Origin of the sequence: Acidovorax sp. 22279, from assembly GCF_052045435.1 — a bacterium.
GTDB classification, from domain to species: domain Bacteria; phylum Pseudomonadota; class Gammaproteobacteria; order Burkholderiales; family Burkholderiaceae_C; genus Acidovorax; species Acidovorax delafieldii.
In genome coordinates, this window is the sequence record NZ_JBQEOV010000006.1 from 45,086 (window position 1) to 61,248 (window position 16,163).

The 16,163-nt window shown below is 62.8% G+C and carries 14 protein-coding genes; 11 read left to right on the plus strand and 3 right to left on the minus strand.

All coding sequences use genetic code 11. From position 1 onward, the window contains the following. Positions 1–18: 18 nt before the first annotated feature. On the minus strand, positions 19–984 hold the full coding sequence (locus ACTJKQ_RS09600) for a tripartite tricarboxylate transporter substrate binding protein BugE (RefSeq protein WP_440596696.1): 966 nt from the start codon (positions 982–984) through the stop codon (positions 19–21). A gap of 107 nt (positions 985–1,091) precedes the next feature. Here ACTJKQ_RS09600 and ACTJKQ_RS09605 point away from each other — a divergent pair, with 107 nt between their 5' ends. Continuing rightward, positions 1,092–2,039, plus strand: coding sequence for a LysR substrate-binding domain-containing protein (locus ACTJKQ_RS09605; RefSeq protein WP_440596697.1), 948 nt, complete (start codon positions 1,092–1,094; stop codon positions 2,037–2,039). On the opposite strand, the gene ACTJKQ_RS09610 is transcribed toward ACTJKQ_RS09605, so the two are convergent. Then, positions 2,012–2,533: a MarR family winged helix-turn-helix transcriptional regulator gene (locus ACTJKQ_RS09610; RefSeq protein WP_056742807.1), complete on the minus strand. Its 522-nt coding sequence runs from the start codon at positions 2,531–2,533 to the stop codon at positions 2,012–2,014. The genes ACTJKQ_RS09605 and ACTJKQ_RS09610 overlap by 28 nt on opposite strands. Positions 2,534–2,673: 140 nt before the next feature. On the opposite strand from ACTJKQ_RS09610, the gene recA reads away from it, so the two are divergent. Beyond that, positions 2,674–3,750 carry a recombinase RecA gene (gene recA / locus ACTJKQ_RS09615; protein ID WP_056057577.1) on the plus strand — a complete coding sequence of 359 codons (1,077 nt, stop codon included), beginning with the start codon at positions 2,674–2,676 and terminating at the stop codon, positions 3,748–3,750. 84 nt (positions 3,751–3,834) lie between these two features. After that, the gene (gene recX / locus ACTJKQ_RS09620) at positions 3,835–4,293 is read left to right on the plus strand and encodes a recombination regulator RecX (protein ID WP_440596698.1); all 459 of its coding nucleotides are present in this window, start codon (positions 3,835–3,837) and stop codon (positions 4,291–4,293) included. Positions 4,294–4,348: 55 nt separating this feature from the next. On the opposite strand, the gene argC is transcribed toward recX, so the two are convergent. Beyond that, positions 4,349–5,281, minus strand: coding sequence for an N-acetyl-gamma-glutamyl-phosphate reductase (gene argC, locus ACTJKQ_RS09625; protein ID WP_440596699.1), 933 nt, complete (start codon positions 5,279–5,281; stop codon positions 4,349–4,351). Between the two features lie 204 nt (positions 5,282–5,485). Between argC and sucC the strand changes: the two genes are divergently transcribed. The 8 genes from sucC (at position 5,486) to ACTJKQ_RS09665 (ending at position 15,922) form a co-directional block, all read left to right on the plus strand. Next, positions 5,486–6,646 carry an ADP-forming succinate--CoA ligase subunit beta gene (gene sucC, locus ACTJKQ_RS09630; protein WP_218300861.1) on the plus strand — a complete coding sequence of 387 codons (1,161 nt, stop codon included), beginning with the start codon at positions 5,486–5,488 and terminating at the stop codon, positions 6,644–6,646. Positions 6,647–6,661: 15 nt separating this feature from the next. Further along, positions 6,662–7,558 carry a succinate--CoA ligase subunit alpha gene (gene sucD / locus ACTJKQ_RS09635; RefSeq protein ID WP_056056609.1) on the plus strand — a complete coding sequence of 299 codons (897 nt, stop codon included), beginning with the start codon at positions 6,662–6,664 and terminating at the stop codon, positions 7,556–7,558. Between the two features lie 144 nt (positions 7,559–7,702). Continuing rightward, positions 7,703–8,389, plus strand: a complete 687-nt coding sequence (locus tag ACTJKQ_RS09640) for a TerC family protein (protein WP_056056608.1) — start codon at positions 7,703–7,705, stop codon at positions 8,387–8,389. A gap of 264 nt (positions 8,390–8,653) precedes the next feature. Continuing rightward, on the plus strand, positions 8,654–11,287 hold the full coding sequence (locus ACTJKQ_RS09645; protein ID WP_440596700.1) for a CHASE2 domain-containing serine/threonine-protein kinase: 2,634 nt from the start codon (positions 8,654–8,656) through the stop codon (positions 11,285–11,287). Positions 11,288–11,304: 17 nt separating this feature from the next. After that, positions 11,305–12,093: a Stp1/IreP family PP2C-type Ser/Thr phosphatase gene (locus tag ACTJKQ_RS09650; protein WP_288852315.1), complete on the plus strand. Its 789-nt coding sequence runs from the start codon at positions 11,305–11,307 to the stop codon at positions 12,091–12,093. Between the two features lie 41 nt (positions 12,094–12,134). Then, positions 12,135–12,785 carry an FHA domain-containing protein gene (locus tag ACTJKQ_RS09655; RefSeq protein WP_056056604.1) on the plus strand — a complete coding sequence of 217 codons (651 nt, stop codon included), beginning with the start codon at positions 12,135–12,137 and terminating at the stop codon, positions 12,783–12,785. A gap of 73 nt (positions 12,786–12,858) precedes the next feature. Continuing rightward, complete coding sequence (locus tag ACTJKQ_RS09660; protein ID WP_056056602.1) at positions 12,859–15,123, plus strand: CHASE2 domain-containing protein; 2,265 nt, start codon at positions 12,859–12,861, stop codon at positions 15,121–15,123. Between the two features lie 10 nt (positions 15,124–15,133). Then, entirely contained in the window at positions 15,134–15,922 is a 789-nt protein-coding gene (locus ACTJKQ_RS09665) for an MBL fold metallo-hydrolase (protein ID WP_440596701.1), read from the plus strand. The last annotated feature ends 241 nt before the right edge of the window (positions 15,923–16,163 follow it).

Consider the following 16,163-nt stretch of genomic DNA (forward strand, 5'->3'; position numbering starts at 1 on the left):
GGGCCCGGGGGAATCAGGTCAGTCGAGCACCACCTTGGCGTAGGCCGCCACGCGCTTCATCTTGTCGATCTCGCTGGCGATCTGGGCCGTGAACTCCTTGGGTGTGGTGCCCGAGGGGTAGAGGCCCTGTCCCGCCAGTCGCTCGCGCACAGCGGGCTCCTTCAGGGCCTGGGCGACGGCTTGCTGGATGCGGTCTGCCGCCGCCGCGGGCGTGCCCGCAGGGGCCACCAGGCCAAACCATGAAGGCTCGTTGGCCTGCTTGTAGCCCAGTTCGGCGTAGGTGGGCACATCGGGCAACACATCCAGCCGCTCGGGCCACGACACCGCCAGCGCCTTGAGCTTGCCCGATTTGACGTGCGGGAGCGACGAAGCCACCTGGTCAAAGTACACCGCCACCTGGCCCGCCAGCACGTCGTTGATGGCCGGGCCTGCACCACGGTAGGGGATGTGCACCATGGAGGTGCCGGTGCTGCTCTTGAACAGCTCGCCCCACATGTGGCCGATGGTGCCGTTGCCGGGGGTGGCGTAGGACACCTTGCCGGGGTTGGCCTTGAGGTACTTCACCAGCTCCGCAAAGTCCTTGACGGGCACCACGGCCGGGTTGATCACGATGACGCCCGGGGCCTTGACGATCTCGGTCACGCCGATGAAGTCCTTGGTCGGGTGGTAGGGCAACTTGGTGTACACGGCGGGGTTCACGCCATGGGTGGACAGCGTGGCCACGCCCAGGGTGAGGCCGTCTGCCGGCGCGCGGGCGACTTCGGCCATGCCGATGGAGCCGCCTGCGCCGCCCCGGTTTTCCAGCACCACGGGCTGCTTGAGGATGCGCGCCAGCGACTCTTGCAGACTGCGGGCCGTGATGTCCGTGGCGCCCCCGGGCGGGAACGGAACGATGATGCGCAGGGGCTTGCCCTCTTGCGCCAAAGACATTCCGGGAGCGAAAGATACGGCGGCCAGTGCTGAGAGCAGGTGACGGCGTTGCATGGGCGTTTCTCCTATGGGTTGCATTGAGGTTAAAGGATTCAATGCGCTCTACCAAGCAATGGATATGCCTGATAACATTCTTATTTGGAATGATTTGATTACTTACTATGTCATCTCTTCGCCGCCTCTCGCCACCCGTTCACCTGCTGCGGGCTTTTTCCACGGTGACGCGGTTCGGCGGGGTGTCCCGCGCGGCCGAGGCCCTGCACCTCACCCAAAGCGCGGTCAGCAAACAGGTCAAGGAACTGGAGACCTGGGTGGGCGTGCCGCTGTTCGAACGCAGCCGCAAGCGCCTGGCGCTCACCCCCGCCGGCGAGCGCTACGAAAAGGCGGTGCGTGGCGTGCTGGCGCAGCTGGAGGCCGCCACGCTGGAGCTGATCACCAGCGATGACGGTGGGGGGGCGCTGCACCTGTCCAGCCTGCCCACGTTTGCGGCCAAATGGCTCATCCCACGCCTGCCGCAGTTCCAGCAACAGCACCCGCAAATCACGCTGCACTTTGTGCCCTATGTGCACAGCTACGACTTCACCCGCCCCGAGCTGGACTGCGCCATCCTGTTCGGCGACGGCCACTGGCCCGGCGCGCACGCCCACCACATCACGGGCAACGAGGTGGCGCTGATCGCCCCCCGCACCAAGGTGGCCGACTGGCCCATCCACACCCCGCGCGATGTGGCCCGCTACGCGCTGCTGCGCCACGTGACCGTGCCCGAGGCGTGGTTGCGCTGGAGCGAGACGCACGGGGTGGAGGGCCTCATCGACCCGCTGGCCGGGCCGCAGTTCGACCAGTTCCAGACCATGATCCGCGCCGTGATGGCGGGCATGGGACTGGCGCTGGTGCCGCGTTGCCTGGTGCAGGATGAAATCACGGCAGGCCTGGTGCGCGAGCCCCTGCCCGATGCCGACCTGCGCGGCGGTTACCGGAGTGATGTGGGCTACTGGTTCTGCTACCCCGAAGGCCGCACGCAGCTGCACGCGCTGCAGTGCTTCAGGGAATGGCTGCTGGCGTGTGCCGAGCCGATGGGGGTTCAGGCACCCGTATCGCCGCCCGCATAGGCCTCCAGCCCAATGGCCACCACGGTGGCCACGTCATGGCCCACCTCGGCGCGGAACTCCGCCTCGGCCTGCGCCACCGCATCCCGGAACGCCTGCAGCCACGCCAGGCCGGTGGGCGTGAAGCACACGCGGCGCGCCCGCGCATCCAGCGGGTCGGCCTCGCGCGTGACCAGCCCCCAGGCCTCGCACTGGTCCACCAGGTTGGCCATCGCCTGCTTGGTCATGCCCGCGCGCTGGGCCAGGTCGGTCAGCCGGTCGCCCTGCAAGGCCAGGTGCCGGGTGATGTGCACGTGTGCAGCCGTCACCTGGTCGCGTGCTGCCAGGTTGGACAGCGCCAGCGGCACCTCTACATTGCGCGCCATGAGCTGCAGCACCCGCGCGTCGAAGCGGCGCAGGGCGCTGCCCATCAGGCGGCCCAGGTGGGTCTGGCGCCAGCGATCGTCAGGCCCCGGGGCGGGCGTGGCAAGGGGGGCGGCTGGAGAAAAATCGGCCATGCGATATTGTCAGGCAAACTGACTAAAAATCGCTTTATCTGGATTTCATTGCTCGCATAAACTACTGTTCAAGCATCCAGCCTGTGATTAACCGCAGAGCGGTGCAAGCATCCAACCTGTTGTTTTTCAAGGAGTTTCTCATGGACGTCGCAGTCAAAGGCACTAACCCCGCATTGCCCGTGAACACGGAAAAGGCCAAGGCCCTGGCCGCCGCGCTCGCCCAGATCGAGAAGCAATTCGGCAAGGGCACGATCATGCGCCTCGGTGAAGGCGAGGTGATCGAGGACATCCAGGTCGTCTCCACCGGCTCGCTGGGCCTCGATATCGCGCTGGGCGTTGGCGGCCTGCCCCGTGGCCGTGTGGTCGAAATCTATGGCCCGGAATCGTCGGGCAAGACCACGCTCACGCTGCAGGTGATTGCCGAGATGCAAAAGCAAGGCGGCACCTGCGCGTTTGTCGACGCAGAGCACGCCCTGGATGTGCAGTACGCCCAGAAGCTGGGTGTGCAGCTGTCCGACCTGCTGATCAGCCAGCCCGACACCGGCGAGCAGGCGCTGGAAATCGTGGACAGCCTGGTGCGCTCCGGCGCCGTGGACCTGATCGTGGTGGACTCGGTGGCTGCGCTCACGCCCAAGGCCGAAATCGAAGGCGAGATGGGCGACGCCCTGCCCGGCCTGCAAGCCCGCCTGATGAGCCAGGCGCTGCGCAAGCTCACCGCCACGATCAAGAAGACCAACTGCATGGTCATCTTCATCAACCAGATCCGCATGAAGATCGGCGTGATGTTCGGCTCGCCCGAAACGACGACCGGCGGCAATGCGCTCAAGTTCTACGCGTCGGTGCGCCTCGACATCCGTCGCACCGGCACGATCAAGAAGGGCGACGAAGCTATCGGCAACGAGACCAAGGTCAAGGTGGTCAAGAACAAGGTGAGCCCGCCCTTCAAGACGGCCGAGTTCGACATCCTGTTCGGCGAGGGCATCAGCCGCGAGGGCGAGATCATCGACATGGGCGTGACGGCCAAGATCGTGGAAAAGAGCGGTGCCTGGTACGCCTACAACGGCGAAAAGATCGGCCAGGGCCGTGACAACGCGCGTGAGTTCTTGCGCGAGAACCCTGACCTGGCCCGCGAGATCGAGAACAAGGTGCGTGAAGGCCTGGGCATTGCGCTGCTGCCTGGCGCACTGCAGGCCCCAGCAGCGGCTGCAGACGAGTGATTCCCGGTTTTTGAAGCTAAATAGCCTGCAGGTGCACATTTCATATGTGCCTGCAGCTATTAAAACTATAGCTTTGGATCGGTCATGGGATTCACTGCGCTCTCGCTCAAGGGCCGTGCGCTGCGGCTGCTGAGCCAGCGGGAGCATTCGCGCGCCGAGCTGCAGCGCAAGCTCGCGCCCCATGTGCAGGAGGGCGAAGACCTGGAGGCTGTGCTGGACGACCTGCAGGCCAAGGACTTCATCAGCGAGGCGCGCGTGGTGGAGTCGGTGTTGCACCGGCGGGCAGGGCGCCTGGGCGCATCGCGCATCCGGCAGGAGCTGCAGTCCAAGGGGCTGGGGGCAGAGGCTGTGCAGCAAGCAGTGGCCCAGCTGCAGGGCAGCGAACTGGAGCGTGCCCGCGAGGTGTGGCGCCGCAAGTTTGGCGAGCCCGCCGCAGACCCCCAAACCCGCGCCAAGCACATGCGGTTTTTGCTGGTGCGGGGGTTCTCAGGCGATGTGGCGCGGCGCGCTGTGCTGGGCGTCGATGCGTCTGACGAGGGCTGACCGCAACGCCAACAGGCGGGGCATCGACCCCGCTTCCTGACGCGCTCTGAGGTGTTTACACGCCCAGCATCAATTGCAGGTTCTGCACTGCAGCGCCACTGGCGCCTTTGCCCAGGTTGTCCAGGCGCGCGATGACCACGGCCTGCCGGTATTGCTCGTTGGCAAACACGCGCAGCTCCAGCTTGTTGGTGTCGGTCAGCGTGTCGGCGGCCAGCTTCAAATCGTCTGTGGGGGGCAGCACGCTGACCCATTGTTCTGGCGTGTTGGTGCGGCTGTAGTGGCCGGCCAGCACGTCGTGCAGGTCGCTGGCCTTGGGGGCTCCGGGCAGCAGGTCCAGGTGCAGCGGCAACTGCACCAGCATGCCTTGGCGGAAGTTGCCCACCGCAGGTATGAACACCGGGCGGCGTGTGAGCCCGGTGTAGCGCAAGATTTCGGGGATGTGCTTGTGCGACAGGCCCAGCGCATAGGCCTCATACGGCGCTGCGGTGCCCGCCTCGTAGGCTTCGATCATGGTGCGGCCGCCGCCGGAGTAGCCCGAGACCGAAGGCAGGCTCAAAGGGTAGTCCGCCGGGATCAGGCCTGCATCGACCAGCGGGCGCAGCATGGCAATCGCGCCCGTGGCGTAGCAGCCGGGATTGGAGACGCGGGTGGCGTCGCGCACCGCTTGTGTCTGTGCTGCCGCGAGTTCCGGAAACCCGTACACCCAACCATTGGCAGTGCGGTGCGCCGTGCTGGCATCGATCACCTTGACCTTGCGGCCCGAGCTGCGCTCGATCTCGTCCACCATCGCCACGGTGTCGCGCGCAGCGTCGTCGTGCAGGCACAGCACCACCAGATCCACCCCCGCGATCAGGTCGCGCTTGGCGGCCGGGTCCTTGCGCAGCTCAGGCGCGATGCTGACCAGTTCGATCTGCGGCATGGCCTGCAGGCGCTCGCGGATCTGCAGGCCCGTGGTACCGGCTTCGCCATCAATAAAGACTTTGGACATGGGGGTGCTCCTGCAAAAAGGTGGCAGCGTCTGCCGGATACAAGTGGGGGCGGGAAGGCCGCCAGGCCCACCCAGGGTGTAAGTCAGGCACAAGGATGGTGCGTTGCAGCATGATACAGTCGCGGGTTGCCATGTCCCAAGCCCGCGGCCAGACATCTGTTCATGGTAAACGGGTAACTACCACCCTTCCCTGAGAGAGACCTCATGAAGATTCACGAATACCAAGGCAAGGAAATCTTGCGCAATTTTGGTGTGCCCGTTCCGCGTGGCATTCCCGCATTCACGGTGCAAGAAGCCGTGGAAGCAGCCCAGAAGCTCGGCGGCCCCGTGTGGGTGGTCAAGGCCCAGATCCACGCCGGTGGCCGTGGCAAGGGCGGCGGCGTGAAGGTTGCCAAGACCATCGACGACGTGAAAGCACGCGCCAGCGACATCCTGGGCATGCAGCTGGTCACCCACCAGACCGGCGCTGAGGGCCAGAAGGTCCGCCGCCTGTACATCGAAGACGGCGCCGACATCAAGAATGAGCTGTACGTCTCGCTGGTCACCGACCGCGCCACGCAGAAGGTCGCCCTGATCGCTTCGAGCGAAGGCGGCATGGACATCGAGGAAGTGGCCCACTCCACACCGGAGAAGATCGTCACCGAGATGATCGACCCACTGACCGGCATCACCGAAGCGCAGAGCCGCAAGGTGGCAGCCGCCATCGGCCTGACCGGCGCTTCCATCGACCAAGCCGTAGACATCTTCGCCAAGATCTACAAGTGCTACATGGACACCGACGCGTCGCTGGTGGAAATCAACCCACTGAACTGCGACTCCAAGGGCAACCTGATGGCCCTGGACGCGAAGTTCAACTTTGACGCCAACGCGCTGTTCCGCCACCCCGAAATCGTGGCCTTCCGTGACCTGGACGAAGAGGATCCAGCCGAAGTGGAAGCCTCCAAGTTCGACCTGGCCTACATCAGCCTCGACGGGAACATCGGCTGCCTGGTGAACGGCGCTGGCCTGGCCATGGCCACCATGGACACCATCAAGCTGTTCGGCGGCGAGCCGGCCAACTTCCTGGACGTGGGCGGCGGTGCCACCCCCGAGAAGGTGACTGAAGCCTTCAAGATCATGCTGAAGAACCCCAAGGTCGAAGGCATTCTGGTCAACATTTTCGGTGGCATCATGAAGTGCGACACCATCGCCACCGGCGTGATCACAGCTTGCAAGGCCGTGAACCTGAACGTGCCGCTGGTCGTGCGCATGAAGGGCACGAACGAAGAGCTCGGCAAGAAGATGCTGGCCGAGTCTGGCCTGCCCATCATTGCCGCAGACACCATGGCCGAAGCTGCGACCAAGATCGTTGCTGCCGTCAAGTAAGCCCGGAGAACACACATGTCGATCTACATCAACAAAGACACCAAGGTCATCACCCAGGGCATCACGGGCAAGACTGGCCAGTTCCACACCGAAAAGTGCCAGGAATACGCGAACGGCAAGAACTGCTTCGTGGCGGGCGTGAACCCCAAGAAGGCAGGCGAGTCGATCTTCAACATCCCGATCTACGCCTCCGTCAAGGAAGCCGCCCAGCAGACCGGTGCCACCGTGTCGGTGATCTATGTGCCGCCCGCAGGCGCTGCGGACGCGATCTGGGAAGCTGTCGAAGCCGACCTGGACATGGCCATCTGCATCACCGAAGGCATTCCGGTCAAGGATATGCTGATGGTGCGCAACAAGATGAAGGCCAAGGAAGCCGCTGGTGGCAAGAAGACGCTGCTGCTGGGCCCCAACTGCCCTGGCCTGATCACGCCTGACGAAATCAAGATCGGCATCATGCCCGGTCACATCCACCGTAAGGGCCGTATCGGCGTGGTGTCCCGCTCGGGCACCCTGACGTACGAAGCCGTGGCCATGCTGACCGAAGTCGGTCTGGGTCAATCGAGCGCCGTGGGCATTGGTGGCGACCCCATCAACGGCCTCAAGCACATCGACGTGATGAAGGCTTTCAACGACGATCCCGATACCGACGCCGTGATCATGATTGGCGAAATCGGCGGTCCGGACGAAGCCGAAGCCGCCCAGTGGTGCAAGGCCAACATGAAGAAGCCTATCGTGGGCTTCATCGCTGGCGTGACCGCCCCTCCCGGCAAGCGCATGGGCCACGCTGGCGCGCTGATCTCTGGCGGCGCCGATACGGCCGATGCCAAGCTGGCCATCATGGAAGAGTCGGGTTTCATCATCACCCGCAACCCTTCGGAACTGGGCAAGCTGCTCAAGGCCCAGCTGAAGTAAGCGGGCTGTCGCTGTCCCGTCAGTAAGCACAATTACGGACGCGGTGCGCGGCACAGACCGCTAGACTGGTGGCTCCTACAAAAAGAGAAGCGCTCGGAACCCAGGTTCCGGGCGCTTCTTGCATTCATAACAGTGGAGTCAGTCATGGAGTTTCTGCAAAGCGCCGATTTTTGGATCGGCCTGGTGAAGATCGTCTGGATCAACATCATTCTTTCGGGCGATAACGCGGTGGTCATCGCGCTGGCAGCCCGGTCCCTTCCCCCCCATCAGCAAAAGAAAGCCGTGTTCTGGGGCTCTGGCGCTGCCGTGGTCTTGCGGATTTTGCTGACCGTTGTGGCTGCCAAGCTGCTAGAGCTGTCGTTCCTGCAGATCGTGGGCGGTTGTCTGCTGCTGTGGATCGGCTTTCAGCTGCTCAGCGACGACGAGGAGGACGAGGGCGAGTCCAAAACCTATGGCAGCCTGATGGCCGCCGTCCGCACCATCCTCATCGCCGACTTGGTGATGAGCCTGGACAACGTGATCGCTGTGGCGGCTGCGGCCCAGGGCAACGTGGTGCTGCTGGTGTTGGGCTTGGCCATCAGTATCCCGCTGGTGATTTTCGGCAGCACCCTCATGATCAAGCTCATGGAGCGTTTCCCTGTCATCGTGGTGCTCGGCGCCGCGCTGATCGGCTGGGTGGGTGGAGAAACCATCGCCAGCGATGCCATCTTGCATGACTACGCAGTGGCGCACCCTGCGCTGCACTATGTAGCAGCCGCACTGGGCGCCGCGCTGGTGGTGGGCGTGGGCAAGTTCTGGCGCAAGGGATCCAACAGCGCATCCGCGACCTGAGGGTTGCAGCCCAAGGGGCTTGCACGGAGGTGCAACCCCTCTTCAAGGCCAGCGAGTGACAAAAATGGCATGGCGCTGGCGTCCCATCCCGGGGTTGCGTGACAAGAACGACACGCAACGCCACCCCCGCTGCCCATTCGCTCCGAATCTCCTCTTAACAACGGTCCTGAGGCCCTTGGACTGCATGGGCGCAGTTATTGCTTCAAATCCACCCAATACTGAGTGGAATAACAGCAAGTGGGACGAAAAACCTCGGCGCGGCGGATGGATGGATGGCGTACCGATGGCTTTTGGGGCGGATTGGTGGCACTGGCCGTAGCGGGCCTGTGCGCGGTCACGGGCGCATCGTTGTCGCTCGAACACAAGCTCTACGACGCCGCCATCCGCACCTCGTCCCCTGCCCCGTTGGCCGACGTGGTGATTGTCGCCATCGATGATGCCAGCTTGGCCGCTCTGGGGCCGTGGCCCTGGTCGCGTGACATCCACGCGCGCCTGGTTGATGGCCTGTCAGCGGCTGGTGCCCAAACCGTTGTTTACACCCCCCCACTCACACAGCCCCAGAACGACAGGGGCTTGGGTTACCTGAGAAAAATCCGCGAAACCCTTGCCGCTGCGCCTGAGGGAACCGCACTGACGGCCGAGCTCGGCCGTGTGGTGGGTGAGGCAGAAGCTGTACTCGACGGCGATGCGCGTCTGGCAGCCTCCATACAGCGGGCGGGCAACGTGCTCCTGGCTTCGCGTTATGAAAGTGGCGGGGCTGCTGCGCCCCTGCCGTCGTACGTGCGTCGCAGCACGTTGCCCGACCCGGGTGCTGCTGCAACCCCGATGCAGTCGGCGCAGCACCCCATCCCGTCGTTGGGCGCGGTGGCGGCTGGGGTGGGGCACTTGTATGCAGAGGCTGACCCGGATGGGCGTGTACGCCAGGTTCCACTGCTTCTTCGCTACGACAGCGTGGGGGTGCCGTCCTTGGCGTTGCTGGCGGCGCAACACAGCCTGCATCTGGGGTTGGGTGATATCCGCGTGGTCGATGCTCCTGCGGGGCTGCGGCTCGGAGGGCTGAACGTTGCCACCAATGCAGGCGCCGTGTTGCGTCCCCGCTGGCAAGTGGCTGGCGATGGAGCGGGCACCTTCCCTATTCTGTCGGCTGCCAGCGTGCTCGATGGAACCGTCGCCGCTGGTAGCTTGCAGGGCAAGATCGTGTTGGTGGGCGAAATGACGGAGAAGATGGGCGCCCCAGCGGCGCAGCTGGGGGAGCATGCTGCCTATCCGGTGGAGGTGTTGGCGCAAACCTTGTCATCCATTCGCCTCGGGCTGGGCGTGCTAGAGCCAGGCTGGGCTAGTCCGGTCGCTTGGCTGGTGTTGGCGCTGGGAGGGGTGTATCTGGTGCTGTTGGCGCCGCGTTTGGCGCGCCCCGTCGGGATGGGGGTCGGTGCGGCGCTCGTGCTCACTGTTGTCATCGCCCAATGGACCCTTTTGCGCTATGGGGGGTTGTGGGTTCCGTTGTTGCTGCCAGTGCTAGCTGTATTGGCTGGTACTACCGTGGTGGTGCTTTTGCACCGTGGCCGGCTGAGTGACGCCTCCGGACGTTCCGCAGAAGCCGCCGAGGCGGACCGCATGATGGGCTTGGCCCTGCAGGGCCAGGGACAACTGGATATGGCCTTTGAGCGCCTGCGCAAGGTACCTGCCAGCGACGCGCTTCTGGACAATCTCTACCATCTGGCGGAGGATTTCGAGCGCAAGCGCTACTTCGGCAAGGCGCAGACGGTCTACGAACATATCCTGCGCCATGACCGGCACTACAAGGACGCCCGCAGCCGCTACAAGCGTGCCAAGGCTCAGGCACAAGGTGGCGCGCAAGCTCCGCAGGGCGCCACAGACTCTTTGCCGGGTGCCGGCGCTGCAGCACCCCGCCTGCCAGGCGATGCGAGTGTCGGCGTGCCCATGTTGGGGCGCTACCAGATTGATCGCGAAATTGGCAAAGGCGCCATGGGAGTGGTGTATCTGGGGCGCGACCCGAAGATCGGCCGCGTCGTAGCCATCAAGACTCTGGCCTTGGGGCAGGAGTTCGAAGGTGACGCCCTGATCGATGCGCGCGCACGGTTTTTCCGAGAGGCCGAAACTGCAGGCCGATTACAGCATCCGAACATCGTCACCATTTTTGATGCTGGTGAGGAGCATGACTTGGCCTATATCGCCATGGAGTTCCTCAAGGGTCAGGACCTGACCCATGTCTGTGGCCAGGACCGGCTGCTGCCGGTCCCCACCGTGCTCTCCATTGCAGCCAGGGTGGCCGATGCGCTGGACTATGCCCATGCCCACAATGTGGTGCACCGCGATATCAAGCCCGCCAACATCATGTTTGACAGCGGGACAGACGCGGTCAAAGTGACGGACTTCGGTATTGCCCGCATCACGGATTCGAGCAAGACCCGTACGGGGCTGGTTCTGGGAACACCCAGCTTCATGTCTCCGGAGCAACTGGCGGGAAAGAAAGTAGATGGGCGCTCCGACCTTTATTCGCTGGGCATCACCCTCTTCCAGTTGTTGACAGGCACGCTGCCGCTGCGGGGCGCGTCCATGACCGAGCTGATGCACAAGATCGCGAGCGTGGAGGCGCCCGATGTGCGCCAGCTGCGCCCCGAACTCTCAGCCGCAGTGGCCAGGGTGGTGGCGCTGTCGTTGCAAAAGCGGCCAGAGACGCGTTATCAGACCGGGCGGCAGTTCGCGGCGGATCTGCGGCAGGCCATGGCCGGCGATGCCCGATTCAGCCCTGAACCAGTCGTCTATGATGCGGACCGCGATGCAACAGGGCAAGAAATGGCGGATTTTCAGGAAACCGTGATGGAGCCCCCCGCTGTGCGGGGTGCGGCAGCCCCGCCGATTTCGGGCGCCCCATGACGCACGCCCCCACATCCATGACCTACGAATTCACTGCGCGGACCGACAAGGGCCGCGTGCGTTCCAACAACGAAGACGCGGTAGCCGTTGACCGCGATGCGCAGGTCGCGATATTGGCCGATGGCATGGGCGGCTACAACGCGGGCGAAGTGGCCAGTGGCATGGCAACCACCTTCATCCGTACCGAAATGGCCCGCTGGTTGGCCCAAGCCGGCGCGAGTCCCCAGTCCACGGACGTGCGCCGGGCGCTGGAAATCTGCGTGGAAAACGCCAATCACGCCATTCTGGGGGCATCTCTCTCCAATCCGCAGTACGCGGGCATGGGTACGACGTTGGTGGTTGCCGTGTTCCACGGCAGCCGCCTGATCCTGGGGCATATTGGCGATTCGCGCTGTTACCGTCTGCGTGATGGTGCTTTGCAGCAAATCACGCGCGACCATTCCTGGTTGCAGGAACAGGTCGATGCGGGGCTGCTGACGGCGCAGCAGGCGGCCTTGTCTTCCAATCGCAATCTGGTGACTCGGGCCTTGGGTGTGGAGCCCAATGTGCTGATGGAAGTCAACGAGTTTCAGGTGGCGCCGAATGATCTGTTTTTACTCTGTTCCGATGGGCTCACCGACATGGTGTCCGATTCGGATCTGGCGGAGCTCGTGCGGGCGCCCATGCCTTTGGAGGAAAAAGCGACACTGCTCGTTGACACCGCCAACGCCAACGGCGGTCGTGATAACGTGAGCGTGCTGCTGGTGCAGGCTGCCGCTGGGGGCAAGAAGCGTGGCCTCATGTCCCGATTGCTAGGGGCCTCTTGAACGGCCCGAACTACAACAATTCATCACATCAGGAGTGGATCATGCCGAGAATGATCGTTTCAATCGACGGCGTTGTCATCAAGGAAGTGCAGCTGACCAAGGAGCGGACCACGCTGGGCCGGCGCCCCTACAACGACATCGTGATCGACAACCTTGCGGTGAGCGGTGAGCATGCCGTGCTCCACATGGTGGGACAGGATGTGGAGATTGAAGACCTGGGCAGCACCAACGGCACTTATGTGAACGCCAAGGCCGTCAAGCGCCAGGAGTTGCGCAATGGCGATACAGTGGAAGTGGGCAAGTACAAGATTCGGTTCCTCCAGGACGCCGAAGGTCAGAACTTTGAGAAGACCATGATCTTCAAGCCCGGAATGGTGCCGCCTGCGGTCGCCGCTGCTAGGCCCGCTCCGGCCGCGCCCGCGCCAGCCCCGATTTCGGCCGTGATTCGGGTCATGTCCGGTGCTGCTGCGGGGCGTGAAGTGTCGCTGCAGAAGGTGGTCACCACGATTGGAAAGCCGGGTGTGGCTGTGGCTTCCATCACCAAGCGGCACCAGGGTTTTGTCTTGGCCCATGTCGAAGGACCGGACATGCCGCTGCTCAACGGCGCTGCCATTGGTGCATCGCCGGTTCCCCTGAAGCACGGGGATCGCCTGGAGCTGGCGGGCACCGAGATGCAGTTCGAGCAAAGCTGACACTCTGCAAAAGGCTCGCATCATCGCTGCGGGCCCTTGCTGACTGGACACTCCTATTCCTGCGCGTGGACCTATGTTGCAGTCCTTGTCGCAGCTGTTCCTCCGACGCTGGCAACGCATCGCAGTCACGCTGATACCGCTGGTTTTTGCGTTGCTGCACGTGGCCGATGTGCTCCACCTGCAGGTGTTGGAGCGACTGGACAACATCATCTACGACACCCGCTTGCGGGTGACCATGCCACGAACGCTGGACGAGCGGATCGTCATCGTCGATATCGACGAGAAGAGCCTGGGGCGTGTGGGGCAATGGCCCTGGCGCAGGGACAAGATGGCTGCGTTGGTGCATGAGCTGTTTGAGCGCCAACAAGTGGCCGTGGTGGGGTTTGACGTTCTGTTTGCCGAGGCCGATGAAAGTTCGGGCCTCTCTACGCTGCAACAACTGGCGCAGGGCCCTTTACGCAGCCAGCCGGCCTTCCAAGAGCAACTGGAACGTCTGGCGCCCTCACTGGACCATGACGCTCTTTTTGCGCAGTCTCTGCACGGGCAGCCAGTGGTGCTGGGTTACTACCTTTCGGGCGAAGACCGCGACGGCATCACGAAAGGCATGTTGCCAGAACCCGCCCTGCCCGTGGAGCGCTTGCGGGGCTTGCCTCTGGGGGCGACTACGTGGCGTGGGTACAGCAGCAACATTGAGTCCCTGACCCAGGCGGCACCTGCTGCAGGCTTCTTCAACTCGATCACGGACGAGGACGGAGTTGTTCGTTCCCTTCCCCTGTTGGCAGAGTACCAGGGGCAGTATTACGAATCGCTGGCATTGGCCATGTTCCGCACCGCCATCGGTCTGCCAGAGATTCACCCGGGCTTTGTGAATTCCAAGCCGTCCGGGACGCATGATGTGCTCCAAAGCATCGTGCTGCGCCAAGATGGTCGCACGCTGGCGCTCCCCGTGGACCAGCAGTTGGCCACGCTCATTCCCTACCGTGGGCCGGGCGATGCCAAGGGTGGTTCCTTTCGGTACATCTCGGCGTCGGACGTTCTGGATGGCTTGCTGCCGGCTGGTCAACTCAAGGACCAATTGGTGCTGGTAGGTTCGACAGCACCTGGTTTGCTGGATTTGCGTGTGACGCCGGTGGGCAGGACGTACCCAGGCGTGGAGACCCATGCCAACGTGTTGTCGGCATTCCTGGATGGCAAGAGCATCGTTCGGCCTGACTATGCCGCTGGGTTTGACGTGCTGCAGCTGCTGTGCGCGGGTTTGCTATTGGCAGTCGCCTTGCCGCTCTTGTCAGCGTCGTCTGCGGTCTTGCTCAGTGGTGGTGTGCTTTGTGCGCTGGTAGGACTCAATCTGTGGATGTACATCGCGCAGGGGCTGGCGTTGCCGCTCGCCACTGCGGTGGTGATGGCTATGCTGGCCTTTGCCCTCAACATGGCGTATGGCTACTTTGTGGAGAGCCGCTCCAAGCGCGAACTCGCAGCCCTGTTCAGCGCCTATGTGCCTCCAGAGCTGGTGGCCGAAATGGTCAAGCAGCCGGAGCACTACAGCATGCAGGCCACCAACCGGGAGCTGACGGTGATGTTCTGCGACATGCGCGGCTTTACCGCCATGTCCGAGCGGATGGAGCCTTTGCAGCTGCAAGGGTTGTTGAATGAAGTATTTAGCAAGCTCACCCATATCATCCGCAGCCACCGCGGCACCATCGACAAATACATGGGCGACTGTGTCATGGCTTTTTGGGGGGCTCCAGTGGCCACGCCGGATCATGCCCAACTGGCAGTGACTGCGGCCCTGGAGATGTCGCAGGCCATTGGGCAAATCAACGCCAATCATCGCCAGCGCGGTTTGCCCGAGATCGGGGTGGGCATTGGGCTCAACACCGGGGTCATGTGCGTGGGTGACATGGGCTCTGACATCCGGCGCAGCTATACGGTCATCGGCGATGCGGTCAACCTTGGCTCCCGCCTGGAGGGACTGTCCAAGCACTACGGTACTTCGATCGTGGTGAGCGAATCTGCCATGCAGCTCGCCCCTCAGTTTGTATGGCAGGCCATGGACCGCGTGCGCGTCAAAGGCAAGGCGCAGGCCGTGCCGATTTACCAGCCCCTTGCACCCAGGGGGCAGCTATCCACCGATCTCGCTGAAGAACTGGCTGTGTGGGAGGGTTTTCTGCGTGCCTACGCAGCACAAGAATGGGCACAATGCGACAAACTGATGGGGCAGTTGCGAGGTCTTAGACCCCACAGCATCCTGTACGAGTTGTACGCGGCACGGGTCGAAGGCCTGCGTAATTTGCCTTTCAACCCGGATTGGGATAGCGCCACCAATTTCGACACCAAGTAGAAGGCTTGACATGAAGGTTCGTGTGCTGGGGTGCTCCGGCGCTATCGCCAAGGACTGTCGCACGACATCGTTCTTGATCGGTGACAGCATCTTGCTCGATGCGGGAACTGGTGTGGGCGACCTCACGCTGGAAGAGATGGCCAAGATTGACCATGTGCTGCTGACCCATTCTCACCTGGATCACATCGCCTCGCTGCCCCTGATGCTCGACGCCGTGTCATCGCTGCGCACTGGCCCGGTGCAGGTACACGCGTTGGCTGCCACCATTGGGGCGCTTCAGGCGCATGTATTCAACAACGTTATCTGGCCAGATTTCAGCGCCATACCGTCTACCGCATCCCCGTTTCTGCAGTATCGAGCTTTTGCATCTGGTGATTTACTGAGCATCGCAGGTGTTCAGGTCGAAGTGCTACCAGCACACCATACTGTCCCAGCTGTAGGCTTTGCCGTGCAAGGCGATACCGGCTGGTGGGTGTTTAGCGGGGATACCGAGCGCAATCCGTCGTTCTGGAATCGCGTCAACACATTGGCGGTGGCTTGCTTGGTGATCGAGACGGCTTTCAGTAATCGTGAGCGTGACCTAGCGCGCCGTAGCTTGCATCTCTCTCCGGAGGCCTTGGCGCAGGAGCTGGAACACATCCCCGTAGCTGACCGTTACCCCATCTACATCACACACACCAAGCCGTCCGAGACCTCACTCATCATGGACGAGATCAAACGGCTCGACTGCACAGCAAACACACTTTACAGCTCGCATGACATTCGTTGGTTGAGTGCGGGGCAGACGATGGATGTCTAGCGAAAGTGCCCCTGGGCATGACAATACTGGGTGACAAAAATGTAATTTCAAGAGTAATTGAGACCGATCTTCGAGTAAAAGGCAATGTCGATGGACGGCAGCGTTAAGTAAATTCGTCAACTCATACTTGATTGAGGTCTTTTCGGGGCGTTCACTAAATATTGGGCGACTCCTGAAGGCTTGTCAGTTTGCTGGCGGGGGGCCTACTTGCTATTTGGATTTATGTCGACTGGGTGTAGTC

Bases quoted from the DNA above. Each gene is read 5' to 3' on its own strand.
- ACTJKQ_RS09600 (WP_440596696.1), bottom strand. From the start codon at position 984: ATGCAACGCCGTCACCTGCTCTCAGCACTGGCCGCCGTATCTTTCGCT.
- ACTJKQ_RS09605 (WP_440596697.1), top strand. From the start codon at position 1,092: ATGTCATCTCTTCGCCGCCTCTCGCCACCCGTTCACCTGCTGCGGGCT.
- ACTJKQ_RS09610 (WP_056742807.1), bottom strand. From the start codon at position 2,533: ATGGCCGATTTTTCTCCAGCCGCCCCCCTTGCCACGCCCGCCCCGGGG.
- recA (WP_056057577.1), top strand. From the start codon at position 2,674: ATGGACGTCGCAGTCAAAGGCACTAACCCCGCATTGCCCGTGAACACG.
- recX (WP_440596698.1), top strand. From the start codon at position 3,835: ATGGGATTCACTGCGCTCTCGCTCAAGGGCCGTGCGCTGCGGCTGCTG.
- argC (WP_440596699.1), bottom strand. From the start codon at position 5,281: ATGTCCAAAGTCTTTATTGATGGCGAAGCCGGTACCACGGGCCTGCAG.
- sucC (WP_218300861.1), top strand. From the start codon at position 5,486: ATGAAGATTCACGAATACCAAGGCAAGGAAATCTTGCGCAATTTTGGT.
- sucD (WP_056056609.1), top strand. From the start codon at position 6,662: ATGTCGATCTACATCAACAAAGACACCAAGGTCATCACCCAGGGCATC.
- ACTJKQ_RS09640 (WP_056056608.1), top strand. From the start codon at position 7,703: ATGGAGTTTCTGCAAAGCGCCGATTTTTGGATCGGCCTGGTGAAGATC.
- ACTJKQ_RS09645 (WP_440596700.1), top strand. From the start codon at position 8,654: ATGGATGGATGGCGTACCGATGGCTTTTGGGGCGGATTGGTGGCACTG.
- ACTJKQ_RS09650 (WP_288852315.1), top strand. From the start codon at position 11,305: ATGACCTACGAATTCACTGCGCGGACCGACAAGGGCCGCGTGCGTTCC.
- ACTJKQ_RS09655 (WP_056056604.1), top strand. From the start codon at position 12,135: ATGCCGAGAATGATCGTTTCAATCGACGGCGTTGTCATCAAGGAAGTG.
- ACTJKQ_RS09660 (WP_056056602.1), top strand. From the start codon at position 12,859: ATGTTGCAGTCCTTGTCGCAGCTGTTCCTCCGACGCTGGCAACGCATC.
- ACTJKQ_RS09665 (WP_440596701.1), top strand. From the start codon at position 15,134: ATGAAGGTTCGTGTGCTGGGGTGCTCCGGCGCTATCGCCAAGGACTGT.